This is a genomic window from Roseateles sp. (assembly GCF_036486225.1).
Taxonomy (GTDB): domain Bacteria; phylum Pseudomonadota; class Gammaproteobacteria; order Burkholderiales; family Burkholderiaceae_C; genus Roseateles.
On record NZ_DASVNZ010000290.1, the window covers coordinates 22,178 to 34,093 of the forward strand.

Annotated in this window: 11 protein-coding genes; 5 read left to right on the forward strand and 6 right to left on the reverse strand. The window is 70.7% G+C overall.

All coding sequences use genetic code 11. From position 1 onward, the window contains the following. Positions 1-12 precede the first annotated feature (12 nt). Positions 13-978 (reverse strand): GlxA family transcriptional regulator, encoded by a 966-nt coding sequence (locus VF536_RS19005; protein ID WP_331616431.1) that lies wholly within the window; start codon positions 976-978, stop codon positions 13-15. A 168-nt stretch (positions 979-1,146) separates the two neighbouring features. Here VF536_RS19005 and VF536_RS19010 point away from each other — a divergent pair, with 168 nt between their 5' ends. Further along, positions 1,147-2,652: a serine hydrolase domain-containing protein gene (locus tag VF536_RS19010; RefSeq protein ID WP_331616432.1), complete on the forward strand. Its 1,506-nt coding sequence runs from the start codon at positions 1,147-1,149 to the stop codon at positions 2,650-2,652. Here VF536_RS19010 and VF536_RS19015 read toward each other — a convergent pair. Continuing rightward, positions 2,621-4,585, reverse strand: a complete 1,965-nt coding sequence (locus VF536_RS19015) for a potassium transporter Kup (protein ID WP_331616433.1) — start codon at positions 4,583-4,585, stop codon at positions 2,621-2,623. The genes VF536_RS19010 and VF536_RS19015 overlap by 32 nt on opposite strands. A gap of 299 nt (positions 4,586-4,884) precedes the next feature. Here VF536_RS19015 and VF536_RS19020 point away from each other — a divergent pair, with 299 nt between their 5' ends. Continuing rightward, positions 4,885-5,091, forward strand: a complete 207-nt coding sequence (locus tag VF536_RS19020; RefSeq protein ID WP_331616434.1) for a hypothetical protein — start codon at positions 4,885-4,887, stop codon at positions 5,089-5,091. Positions 5,092-5,191: 100 nt separating this feature from the next. Here VF536_RS19020 and VF536_RS19025 read toward each other — a convergent pair whose 3' ends face one another. From VF536_RS19025 to VF536_RS19035, 3 genes are all read right to left on the reverse strand, one after another. Then, a complete protein-coding gene (locus VF536_RS19025) occupies positions 5,192-6,301 on the reverse strand; it encodes an S-(hydroxymethyl)glutathione dehydrogenase/class III alcohol dehydrogenase (RefSeq protein WP_331616435.1) in 1,110 nt (369 codons plus the stop codon). A gap of 99 nt (positions 6,302-6,400) precedes the next feature. Then, entirely contained in the window at positions 6,401-7,054 is a 654-nt protein-coding gene (locus VF536_RS19030; RefSeq protein WP_331616436.1) for a response regulator transcription factor, read from the reverse strand. Further along, on the reverse strand, positions 7,044-8,576 hold the full coding sequence (locus VF536_RS19035) for a sensor histidine kinase (RefSeq protein ID WP_331616437.1): 1,533 nt from the start codon (positions 8,574-8,576) through the stop codon (positions 7,044-7,046). Before VF536_RS19035 ends, VF536_RS19030 begins: the two co-directional genes overlap by 11 nt. A 172-nt stretch (positions 8,577-8,748) precedes the next feature. On the opposite strand from VF536_RS19035, the gene VF536_RS19040 reads away from it, so the two are divergent. Further along, positions 8,749-9,711: a hypothetical protein gene (locus VF536_RS19040; RefSeq protein ID WP_331616438.1), complete on the forward strand. Its 963-nt coding sequence runs from the start codon at positions 8,749-8,751 to the stop codon at positions 9,709-9,711. A gap of 74 nt (positions 9,712-9,785) precedes the next feature. Here VF536_RS19040 and VF536_RS19045 read toward each other — a convergent pair whose 3' ends face one another. Then, the gene (locus VF536_RS19045; RefSeq protein ID WP_331616439.1) at positions 9,786-10,739 is read right to left on the reverse strand and encodes a c-type cytochrome; all 954 of its coding nucleotides are present in this window, start codon (positions 10,737-10,739) and stop codon (positions 9,786-9,788) included. Between the two features lie 109 nt (positions 10,740-10,848). Between VF536_RS19045 and VF536_RS19050 the strand changes: the two genes are divergently transcribed. Both VF536_RS19050 and coxB read left to right on the forward strand, forming a co-directional pair. Continuing rightward, complete coding sequence (locus tag VF536_RS19050; RefSeq protein WP_331616440.1) at positions 10,849-11,235, forward strand: cytochrome c; 387 nt, start codon at positions 10,849-10,851, stop codon at positions 11,233-11,235. Continuing rightward, a partial coding sequence (coxB, locus tag VF536_RS19055; RefSeq protein ID WP_331616441.1) for a cytochrome c oxidase subunit II occupies positions 11,232-11,916 on the forward strand: 685 nt, incomplete at its 3' end. The genes VF536_RS19050 and coxB, both read left to right, overlap by 4 nt.

Here is an 11,916-nt window from a genome sequence, read left to right on the forward strand (position 1 = left end):
TGCCCGCGAGGCTCAGCGCAGATCGTTGCGCAGCTCGCGGACGCCGCGTCCCAGTCGCTGACGGAGCAAGGTTCCCAGCGTCGCGCCGTCGGCGTAGCCGACCTCCGCCGCGATGGCCTCGAGGTCCAGTCCGCTCCCGTGCAACAGCGACTGCGCGCGCTCCACCCGCAGGTCCTGGAAGTAGTCCAGCGGCGACTTGCCCAGCACCGCCTGGCAGCGCCGCTGCAAGGTGCGCGCCGTCGTCGCCAGCGCGCCGGCGGCGTCCTGCAGCGAGAACCCGTCCTTCAGTCGCCCGCGCGCCCAGCGCTCGAAGCTCAGGATCAGCGGATCCGACTGCGCCAGGTGATTCGGGATGATGTACGGCGCCTGCAGGCTGCGGATGTCGGCGAGCAGGTAACGCGACACCAGCGCGGCGAGCTCCGGACTCGCCTTGCGGATCAGCCACAACGCCAGGTCGAGGTGCCCCATCGCCGCGCCGGCCGTGACGCCGACGTCGGTCGGCACCAGCATCCGGGACTCGTCGAGCGCGACCTTCGGATAACGCTGCCGGAACAGCGGCGAGAGCGACCAGGTCGTCGTGGCTTCGCGCCCGTCGAGCAGCCCCGCTTCCGCGACGACGAAGGTCCCGATGCAGGACGCGCCGATCGGCACGCCCTTCGCATGCCAGGTCCGCAACTGGTCCATCGCATCGGCCACGTCGCGCCGCTCGAGCGCGGGCAGCAGGCGGTCCGGCGTCGTCGCCGCCAGCGCGGGCAGGACGACCCAGTCCGGCCGCGACCGCGACGAGATCTCCTGGACAGGCACCATCAGCCCCTGACCGGAACGCACCCGCTTCCTCACGCCGACGATCGCCACGTCGAACGGTGGCGCCAGCCCGGGCAGCAACGCGGACAGGTTGTTGGCCGCGCGCAGCGCGTCGAGCGTCACGGCCAGGCCGGTATCGAAATGACCTTCGAGCGCGAGCACCGACACCTTCATGTCGCAATCCATCCGTTGTTCATGATTTGCGACTCTACCAGTCGATTGTCCCCTGGCATCTTCGGGGGGATGGAGGCAAGCCCTGACCCCGCCTTACACTGCGACGGCACACGGTCCCTGGCGACAAGCAGTGACGGCCAAGGGACTGTCATCCAGGGAGTCCATGTCATGCCCAAGATCACCCGCCGCGCCGGCCTGCGCGCCTCCGCGGCACTGGCCGCCGCAAGCCTGTCGGCCCCATGGCGCGCCATCGCGCAGACCGCTGCACCCGCGTCCGGCCCCGTGCCCGCCGCCTCATCGTCCGGCAACCCGCCGCAGCAGGCAGGTCCGGAAGGCGCCCTGCTCGCCGAACGGCTGAAGTACGAAGGCGTCGCGCTCGCGGCAATGCGCATCCGTGACGGCGCGACCACCTTCAGCGGCGCCAGCGCCCGCGGGCCGATGCCCGATCCACAGACGCTGTTCGAACTCGGCTCGATCACGAAGACCTTCACCGCGCTGCTGCTGGCGGACGCGGTGACCCGCGGCCTGATCAAGCTCGACGATCCGGTCGAGGCCGCCCTGCCCGACCGGCTGAAGCTGCGCGACAGCCAGGACGCGCCGCTGCGCTGGGTGGACCTGGCGACCCAGCGCTCGGGACTGCCGCGCCTGCCTTCCAACCTGGCCGTGCGCCCCGACGACGGCGATCCCTACGCCACCTACGACTGGCCGCAGATGGCCGCCTTCCTCGCCGGATGGCAGGCGGACAAGCCGCGCGACACCGCCTATGGATACTCGAACCTCGGCTTCGGCCTGCTCGGCCAGGCGCTGGGGTTCCTGCAGCAGCGCGACTATGCGACGCTGCTCCGCGAGCGTGTGCTGGTGCCGCTGGGGCTCGCGGACCAGATCTTCCTGAGTCCGCCGCCGGACCGGCGTTTCCTCGACGGGCACGACAAGTCCGGCAAGCCGGTGGATCACTGGACCTTCCGTCCGGCGATGGCGGGCGCGGGGGCCCTGCTCGGCAGCACGCGCGGCGTGGCGCGTTATGCGCAGGCGGCGCTGGGACAGTTCGACCATCCGCTGAAGGAGGCCTTCGCCCTGTGCCTGCGCCGCCACGGCGCGCGCGACATCCCGGGCGCCGGCATCGGCCTCGCGTGGAACGGCGGCGTGCTGCCGGGACGCATCGCCTTCAACCACGACGGCGCGACCTTCGGCTTCAGCGCCTCGCTGTGGCTTGATCCGACCAAGGGGAATGCCTCGGCCGTGCTGGCGAACGCGAGCGTGGGCGTGGTGGACCTGGCGCTGCACCTGCTGGAGCCGGCCATCCCGCCGGCGGACATGTCGCTGACACGCCAGGTCACGGTGACGCTGTCGCCGGAGCAGCTCAAGCCGCTCGAAGGCGTGTACGTGCTGTCGCCGACCATGAAGATCACGGTGCACGCCGAGGGCAACCGGCTGTTCGCGCGGGCAACGGGACAACAGGGCTTCGAGCTGTTCGCCAAGTCGCCGCTGACGTTTTTCGCCAAGGTCACGCCGCTGGAGATCGTCTTCGAGGCCGGCCAGTCCAGCCATCGCGACGATCGCGACGGGCGCGACGAGTCCGCCGCCCCCGCGCTGACCGTCAGGCAGGCGGGCAGGAACACCCGCGCCCCGCGCGACCCCGACGCTACAGCTGAATCCGCGAGCCCAGCTCGATGACGCCGTTGTCGGGCAGACGGAAGTAGTCGGCGGCGCTGCTGGAGTTGCGCGCCATGGCGATGAACAGCTGCTGCCGCCAACGCGCCATCCCCGAGCTCCGCCGGCCCGCGCTCGCCACCACGACCTGCCGGCTCAGGAAGTAGGACGCGAGGAAGGGATCGAACTGCAGGTCGTGCCGGGCGCAGCGCCCCAGCGCCGCCGGCAGGTTGGGCTCGTCCTTGAACCCGTAGCGCACCACCACGCGCCAGAAACCCGGGCGCAGGTGCTCGACGCTGAGCTGCTGATCCTCCGGCACGAACGGCACTTCGTCGAAGCGGACGGTGACGATCACGTTGCGTGCGTGCAGCAACTGGTAGTGCTTCAGGTTGTGGAGCAGCGCCGGCGGCACGACGTCGGGGTTGGAGACCGGATAGACGGCGATCCGGTCGGGCCGCGGACCTTCGACGTCGTGCGACAAGGCCTCCAGGAAAGGGAGCAGGGGCAGGTCCTCCCCCGCGACCTGTTCGTGCAGGCGTTCCTTGCCGCGGCGCCAGGTCGCCATCACGACGAACAACACCAGCCCCAGCGCCAGCGGGAACCAGCCGCCCTGCATGATCTTGAGCGAGCAGGACACCACCAGCAGCGCGTCCACCGCCAGGAAGCCCGCGGTCGCGGCCCACGCGAGCGGCGCCGGATACCGCCAGGCATGCCGGACCACGAAGAAGGTCAGCACCGTGGTAATCAGCATGGTGATCGTCACGGCGATGCCGTAGGCCGACGCCAGCGCCGAGGAACTCTCGAAGCCCAGCACGGCCAGCAGCACGGCGACCAGCAGCGTCCAGTTGATCGCGGGCAGATAGACCTGGCCCATCGCCCGCTCGGAGGTGTAGATCACCCGCATCCGGGGCAGCAGGCCGAGCTGGATCGCCTCCTTCGTCAGCGAGAACGCGCCCGAGATCACCGCCTGCGATGCGATCACCGAGGCGAAGGTGGCCAGCAGCACGCAGGGGATGAGCCACGACGACGGGAAGAGCCGGAAGAACGGGTTGTCCAGCGCGCCGGGGTCGCTCAGCAGCAGCGCGCCCTGCCCCGCGTAGTTCAACGCGAGCGTCGGCAGCACGAGCGCCGACCAGGCCAGCCGGATCGGACGACGGCCGAAATGACCCATGTCCGCGTACAGCGCTTCCGCGCCCGTCAGCGCCAGCACGAGCGCGCCCACGACCAGGAACAGGCCCGGCCCCCGCGCCTGGAGGAAGGTTAGGCCGTACCGGGGATCGAGCGCGCGCAGGATCTCCGGGGTCTGCGCGATCTGCAGCGCGCCGATCACGCCGAGCACGCTGAACCACAGCAGCATGACCGGACCGAACATCACGCCGACGGCCGCCGAACCGTGGCGCTGGATCAGGAACAGGCCCGTCAGCACGGCCACGGAAATGGGCAGGACGAAGGGCTTGAGGGCCGGCGTGACGATCTCCAGTCCCTCGACCGCGCCCATGACGGAGATCGCGGGCGTGATGACGCTGTCGCCGTAGAACAGCGCCGCGCCGCAGACGCCGACGAGCAGCAGCATCCGTCGTCGCGCCGGCGTGTCGCCCGCCGCCCGGACCGCGAGCGCGGTCAGCGCCATGATGCCGCCCTCGCCGCGGTTGTCCGCGCGCAGGATCAGCACGACGTACTTCAACGTCACCACGATCATCAAGGCCCAGAGGATGGCCGAGACCGCGCCGACAATGTCCGCGGGCTGCAGGGTCACCCCGTTGGCGGGGTTGAGCACCTCCCGCATCGTGTACAGCGGGCTCGTCCCGATGTCGCCGAACACGATGCCCAGCGCACCCAGCGTCAACGGGGCCAGTCCTTGCCCCGGGCCGTGCGGTCCTTGCAGTCCGTGCGACCCGTTCGCTGGCAGGTCACCGGGCAGGTCTCCGGGCGCGGGAGAGGCGGAATCACGTGGCATCTGCGGGGCGCCGCGGGCGCTTTGCACGGAGGTGTCCCACTATCCCACAGCAGGCGCCGCCTTCCCACCCGCGCACGGGCGTCGACGCCGGCCCCGGCCATGGACGCTTGTCCCCCCGGTGTGCAGTCTGGGAGCACCAGGCGCCGGTTGGTCGCGCGACCAGGGCGGACGTCGGCCCGGCCCGCTAAGCTGGCCTCCTGCCATGGCGCGTGAGACGGCCTTGCACCCCGCCTTGTGCCCGGCCTTGCGTCGCGCGGTCATCGCAGCTTCCGTTCCCCTTCCACCTCGAGGAGTACGCCATGGGCTTCGTCGGCCTGCTGTTCTGGTTGGTCCTGTTCGTGCTGTGCTGGCCGCTGGCCTTGCTGGCGCTGGTGATGTGGCCGATCGTCTGGCTGCTCACCCTGCCGTTCCGCCTGATCGGTCTCAGCGTCGAAGCGGTGTTCGCGCTGCTCAAGGCGATCCTGTTCCTGCCGGCGCGGATGCTGGGCGGTCGCGACTCCCGTTGATCCGGGCGGCCGCGCGGACGCCGGGATCAACATGAGCGTCACGCACCTCCTTGACCGACGCGCCCGGACGTCGCTGTCGCGGGATGGCGTCGCCGTCAACTCAGTAGTGCACCACCGAGCGGATCGACTTGCCGTCATGCATCAGGTCGAAGGCCTCGTTGATATCGGTCAGCGGCATCGTGTGGGTCACGAAGGGGGCGAGCTGGATGTCGCCGCGCATCGCTTCCTCGACCATGCCGGGCAGCTGCGAGCGGCCCTTGACGCCGCCGAAGGCCGTGCCCTTCCAGGTGCGGCCCGTCACCAGCTGGAACGGTCGCGTCGAGATCTCCTGACCCGAGCCCGCCACGCCGATGACGATGGACTGGCCCCAGCCGCGGTGCGCGCACTCGAGCGCCGCGCGCATCACGTTGACGTTGCCGATGCATTCGAAGGAATGGTCGACGCCCCAGCCGGTCATCTCGACGATCACCTGCTGGACCGGCTTGTCGAAGTCCTTCGGGTTCACGAAGTCGGTGGCGCCGAAGACCTTGGCCAGCTCGAACTTCGACGGATTGGTGTCGATCGCGATGATGCGGCCGGCCTGCGCCAGCTTCGCGCCCTGGATCACCGCCAGGCCGATGCCGCCCAGGCCGAACACCGCCACCGAGTCGCCCGGCTGCACCTTGGCGGTGTTCTTCACCGCGCCCAGGCCGGTGGTCACGCCGCAGCCCAGCAGGCAGACCTGCTCGGGGTTGGCGTCCGGACTGATCTTCGCGAGCGACACCTCGGCCACCACCGTGTACTCGCTGAAGGTCGAGCAGCCCATGTAGTGGTAGACCGGCTTGCCCTCGTAGGAGAAGCGCGTCGTTCCGTCGGGCATCACGCCCTTGCCCTGCGTGGCACGCACGGCCACGCACAGGTTGGTCTTGCCGGACTTGCAGAACAGGCAGTCGCCGCACTCGGCGGTGTAGAGCGGGATCACATGGTCGCCGGGCTTGACGCTGGTGACGCCCTCGCCCACCTCGACGACGATGCCCGCGCCCTCATGGCCGAGCACCGCGGGGAACAGGCCCTCCGGATCGTCGCCGCTGAGCGTGAACGCATCCGTGTGGCACACGCCGGTGTGGGTGATCTTCACCAGCACCTCGCCCTTGCGGGGCGGCTCGACGTCGATCTCGACGATCTGCAGCGGCTGACCAGCGGCGAACGCGACGGCGGCACGGGATTTCATGGGGTGGGCCTTTCAGGAGAATGGGAATGCGGACGCGCCCGGAAAGGGCGCGTCGGTTCGAACCAGTCTATCGCGACCGCTCCGGCGCGTGCGCGCTCCTCAAACGCCGCGCTCGCCGTCGGCGTGCCGGCTCGCGAGCAGCGCCGCCTCCACGCGGCTGCGGACCTGCAGCTTCTGCAGGATGTTGGTCACGTGGTGCTTGATCGTCTTCTCCGACAGGAACAGCGTGTCGCCGATCTCGCGGTTGGTCTTCCCGCCGCCGATCAGCGACAGGATGCGGCGTTCCCGCTCGGTCAGCTCCTGCAGCGGATCCGGCGCCTTGCGCTGGGTCAGCGACACCAGCATCTCCGCGGCGATGGTCGGCGACACGTACACCTCGCCGGCGACGGCCGCGCGCAGCACGCCGGCCAGTTCCTTGCCCGACACGCCCTTGAGCACGTAGCCGCGCGCGCCCGCCTTGAGCGCGGCGAGCAGCTTGTCCTTGTCCTCCGACATCGTCAGCATCACGATCGCCGTCGCGGGACAGGCCATCGCGATGCGCTCGGCCGTCGTGATCCCGTTCCATCCCGGCATGCTGATGTCCAGCAGCACGGCGTCGGGCAGCAGGGCCTGCGCCAGCGCCAGCGCCTCCTCGCCGGACGCCGTCTCCCCGACCACCTGGAACCCCGGATCCAGCGCCAGTGAATGCACCACGCCCTGGCGGAACAGCGGGTGGTCGTCGACCACCAGCACCTCGATCGCGTCAGCGCTCATCGTTCGTCCTCGTCATGTTCCTGCCGTCCTCTCCACCGGGACGTGCCGTCGACGGCAGGTCCACCCGGATCCTCGTGCCCTGCCCCGGCGCGCTGGTCACGCCGAAGGTTCCGCCCTGCGACTCCACGCGCTGGCGCATGCCGCTCAGGCCCAGGCGCCGATGGGCGCGCGCCTGCGCGGGATCGAAGCCCGGACCGTCGTCGTCGACGGCGAGCCGGATGCCGCCCGCATCGGTGCGCAGCTCGACGCGGCAGCGACTGCCGCGTGCGTGCCGGAACACGTTCGCCAGCGACTCCTGCAGCAGGCGGTACAAGGTCGTCTTGATCCGCAGCGGCGCCGGCTGGTCCGGATCGACCGCCGTCTCCAGCGTCACGATCACGGCGCCCTGCGTCTTCGCCTCGAAGTCGCGGACCACGCGGGCCGCGACGGCGTCGAGCGCGAGCGCCTCCAGCTCCGGCAGCTCGAGGTCCGCGGAGATCGCCCGCAGGTCGCGCATGGCGGCCTGCACGGCGTCGCTGATGCGGTCCAGGTCCGGCAGGAGCGCGGCGCCGGTGGGGTCCACGGCGGCGTCCGTCTGCGCGTCGCGCAGGTTCTTGATCTGCATCAGCGCGAACCCGAGGTCCTGGCTCGGGCCGTCGTGCACGTCGGCCGAGACGCGCTGCAGCAGCGCCTCATGGGTCGAGATCGCGTCCTCGGCCGCGCGCCGCACGCGGGCGTTCAGCGCATCGTTCTGCGCATGCATCGCGGTCAGCTGCATCAGCCGCTCGCGCAGCTCGTTGCGCTGGTTGACGATGGTGAGGCTGCCGCGGCGCACGATCAGGAACAGCAGCAGGTAGGTCGCCAGCATCGTGCCCGCGACGATCAGCCAGCCGCGCCGCTGCGCGCTGCCCGCCTCGCGGTCGATCTCGTCGGGCATCTGGTAGAACTCGGCGATCGCGCCGATGTGTCCGCGCCCGGCCGTATGGATGGGCGTGTAGGTCTCGATCATCCGTTCCAGCGGCTGACCGTGATCGGTCTGCCGGCGGCCGCGTCGCACGCTGATCTCGGAATAGACGCTGCCGGCCGCGGCGATCTCCAGCCCTTCGTCGATCTCCAGCTTCTGACCCACGCCTTCACCGTCGCTGCTGAACAGCACGACGCCGTCCGGGCGCCAGATCCGCAGCGAGACGATGCGCCGGGCCCAGTCCGCGTCGACGACCAGCGCTTCCAGCGCGCGGCGGTCCGCGTCGCCGATCTGGCCCGTGCGATGGAGACCGTCGAGATGCGGCGCGATGAACCCGTCCACGTACAGCGCGGTATCGCCGCCGATGCGGTGGACGACGCTTTCCTCGACCTGCTTGCCGACCCACCAGCCGATGACCAGCGTGGACGCGAGCAGCACGGGGAAGCTGACCAGCAGGAATTGCTGCGAGAGCGACAACGACAGCGATAACGGCAGCGATATCGGCAGCGACAGCGAGAACAGCCGCGACCGTGATCGCGACGGGGGCCGTGGCGTCTGGGTCGGGTCCGGTGAACTCATCGGGCGGCACTGTAACAGCGTGCTTCCGGCCCGCCCATGGACCAAGGTCCCGACCGGTCGCGACCTTGGTGCCGACGCGATCCCGCCTTTGTGCCCTGGGCGCGGAGGCGGCGGATTCCTAGCATCGCGCTGTCCTCCAAACCCCTTTCGCACCACCTTCAGGGAGCTCTCCATGACCTCGACATCTTCTTCCTCGCTGCGCCGCGGCCGCGCGCTGCTGACGGCCCTGGCGCTGACCGCCGCGAGCGGGCTGGCGATGGCCGCCTCTTCCAAGGGCTGCGACGGCGGCGGCTTCCGCGTCCTCGGGCTGAGCGGCAAGGCCAATCAGACCGTGGCGGCGGGCAGCGTGCCGGCGCGCTTCCTGGTGCAGGGCAAGTACGTGCAGTTCGAGGTCGACGCCGCCAGCTTCGGCATCCGCGACTACGTGCTGACCGGCGCGGCCAATCCGCTGGACATGACCGGCGGCGTGCCCACGCCGGTCTTCGCGTCCAAGCTGCCCGACCATCGCGGCGCGGCGCTCACCGGCGGCGTCGACGTGGAACTCGACACCACCGACATCGTGCTGATGCGCGAAGGCCCGCAGGTCGCCATGAAGATCCAGGCCAAGGACTGCGCCAACGGCGGCGTCTTCCAGATGGAGGTCGCGCGCACGGACGGCACCTCGACGGTATTCACCCACGTGCTGGCCACGCATCCGTCGAATCCGAGCCTGAACGCCTTCTACTTCGACAACCGCAACTTCCGCAACCTGGAGGGCGACGCCGTGCCCTACAAGGACACCACCGTCGTCGTGACGCCGCGGGTGAACTTCGGCAACGACTACTCGGCGCGTTTCGTCGGCCGCGACAGCCCGCAGGTGGCCACGCGCATCAACGATGCGGCCTGTGTGAACTCGATCGTCAAGCGCGACGGCACGATCGCCAAGGTCAGCCATTGCGGCCTGACCTCGCGCTGGGACGTCAGCAGCGGCGGCCGCATGGGCATGGTCTTCGGCGAGGACGCGACCGAGGTCGCGCCGCCCGCCACGATCTGCACCCACAAGTGCCAGGCGCAGAACCAGGTCAAGGGCCAGGCCCGCTCGCTGGGGTCGCCGTTCCCGGTCGCGCCCGCAGACCGGCTGCTGCCGCGTCAGTGATGAGGTCGACGACGCCCCGCTGATGAGGCCTTCGTGATGAGACATTGGCGACCCGCCATGCGCGGTCGCCGATGTCAATGCGTGAGCAGATAGCGCGCCATGAGGCGCGCCTGCGTCTCGCTGACGCCGAGCGTCGGCATGGCGTTGTGCGCGTCGATCGCCTGCGGATCGCGGATCCAGGCGGTCAGGCCGTCCTCGGTCGGGAAGGCCTTGCCGCCGATGCGGTCGCGCCCCGCCAGGCCGCTCAGGCGCGGACCGTTGGACGTGTCCGGACCGACCACGCCGGGAATGGTGTGGCAGGCCGTGCAGCCGTGCTGGCGGAAGGCGCGCTGCGCGAGTTCGACCGTCGCCAGCGGCGGCACCAGCGGCGCCGGCGCATCGACGATGCCGTCGCATCGCGCCGCCGTGTTCGGCGTCACCGCTTTCCCGATCACGACCGGAGGCTTTCCCGGTGACCGGCCCGGCGAAGTCGACGCGGCTTCGACCTCCGACCGCGATGCGGTCAATGTCCGGTACTGATCCGGCGTCATCAGCGGCAAGGCATCGAGGAAGGCGACGATGGCCCAGAGCTCGCCCTCGTCCAACCGGTACTCCCAGGCCGGCATGCCGCTCATCTTGATGCCGTTGCGGGTGATCCAGTAGAGGTCCTGCGGACGCCAGTGGCGGGTCCCTTCCACGAGCGAACTCGGCACCGGCTGCATGCCGAGCGCGAACGCCTCCGGCGCCACGCCCGGCGCGCCGTGGCAGGTGACGCAGCGGTCGCGGAAGCAGGCGGCGCCCTGCATCACGCGCTCGCGGGTGAGCAGGTCACGCGGCGGCGGATGGGCATCCGCGCGTCGTTGCACCGCGCGCTGCAGCGCGATTTCCAGCAAGGAATGCACCGGCTGCAGATGCGGCCCGGTCGCCGACACGTCGTAGACCCCGAACCAGACGAAGGCGGCGGCGCCGGCCGCCCCGATCACGCCGGCCGCGGCAGACGCGGCCAGCACGGCTTTCACAGGGGAGAAACGACGCGGCGGCTCGGTCATGGCCGCAGCGAGGCAAGCGCGATGCCGGGGCGGGCACTTCGTGTGCCGGGGAGCGCGCATGACGCGTCCTGCCCTTCGCCCCGCCACCCCACCTGCGTCCGCATCCGCCGTGGCCCGGTCGACCCTGGCCCTGGGTCTGACCGCCGCGCTGTCCGGACTGCTGCTCGCCGGATGCGGCCCCGCGCCGGATGAGCCGCTGCGGCGCTGGCAGGTCGACGCGGCCGACCTGACACGCGGTCGGGCGCTGATGACGCAGTTCCAGTGCGGCAGCTGCCACGCCGTCCCCGGCGTGCCGGGCGGCGGCCAGCGGGCGCCGGCACTGGAACGCTTCGGCCGGCGCGCCTACATTGCCGGCCAGTTGCCCAACTCCCCCGAGGTCCTCCAGCGCTGGCTGCTGGACCCGCAAGGCATGCTGCCCGGCACCACCATGCCGCGCCTGGGCCTGTCGGAGCGCGACGCGCGCGACGTCGCCGGCTACCTGCTGTCGCTGCGATGAGCGCGGGCGGCATGCTCCGGCCGGCCGGTCCGCAAGCCGAGGCGCTGGCCGGCGTCATGAGCACGACGCTGGTGGTCTGCGCCTTCGCCATTGTCTTCGCGATGGTCTGCCTGGCCGCGGCGCTGTGGTGGCGCGGCCGCCGGCCCGTGCCGACGGCGCTCTGGCTCTGGGGCGGCGGGCTGGTGCTGCCGGTGCTGGTCTTCGGCGGCCTGCTGCTGCACGGCGAGCGGCAGGCCCTTGGACTGGACGACCCGTCGCCGCCGGGCGCGCTGCGCGTGGCCGTCACGGGGCATCTCTGGTGGTGGTCGATGCGCTACGAGGCCGAGCCGGCGTCGTCGACTGCCCGGAATGCCCAGGGCAAGACCGTCGCGCAGGACTTGCCCGCCTTCGCCACCGCCAACGAACTCCGCGTGCCGGTGGGTCGGCCCGTCACGTTGACGCTCGCCTCGGAGGATGTGATCCACAGCTACTGGGTACCGGCTCTGGGCGGCAAGGTCGACCTGGTGCCCGGGCGGCTGAACCGGTTGACCTTCACCGCGTCTCAGCCGGGCGTGTTCCGCGGCCCGTGCTCGGAGTACTGCGGCACCCAGCACGCTGCGATGGTGCTGCAGGTCGTTGCGATGCCGCCGGACGAGTTCGCGCGGTGGCGGCTCGCGCAGGCCGGCAACGCGCCGGAACCGG

Excerpts from the sequence above, each read along its gene's own strand:
- VF536_RS19005 (WP_331616431.1), bottom strand. The coding sequence starts at position 978 with ATGAAGGTGTCGGTGCTCGCGCTCGAAGGTCATTTCGATACCGGCCTG.
- VF536_RS19010 (WP_331616432.1), top strand. The coding sequence starts at position 1,147 with ATGCCCAAGATCACCCGCCGCGCCGGCCTGCGCGCCTCCGCGGCACTG.
- VF536_RS19015 (WP_331616433.1), bottom strand. The coding sequence starts at position 4,585 with ATGCCACGTGATTCCGCCTCTCCCGCGCCCGGAGACCTGCCCGGTGAC.
- VF536_RS19020 (WP_331616434.1), top strand. The coding sequence starts at position 4,885 with ATGGGCTTCGTCGGCCTGCTGTTCTGGTTGGTCCTGTTCGTGCTGTGC.
- VF536_RS19025 (WP_331616435.1), bottom strand. The coding sequence starts at position 6,301 with ATGAAATCCCGTGCCGCCGTCGCGTTCGCCGCTGGTCAGCCGCTGCAG.
- VF536_RS19030 (WP_331616436.1), bottom strand. The coding sequence starts at position 7,054 with ATGAGCGCTGACGCGATCGAGGTGCTGGTGGTCGACGACCACCCGCTG.
- VF536_RS19035 (WP_331616437.1), bottom strand. The coding sequence starts at position 8,576 with ATGAGTTCACCGGACCCGACCCAGACGCCACGGCCCCCGTCGCGATCA.
- VF536_RS19040 (WP_331616438.1), top strand. The coding sequence starts at position 8,749 with ATGACCTCGACATCTTCTTCCTCGCTGCGCCGCGGCCGCGCGCTGCTG.
- VF536_RS19045 (WP_331616439.1), bottom strand. The coding sequence starts at position 10,739 with ATGACCGAGCCGCCGCGTCGTTTCTCCCCTGTGAAAGCCGTGCTGGCC.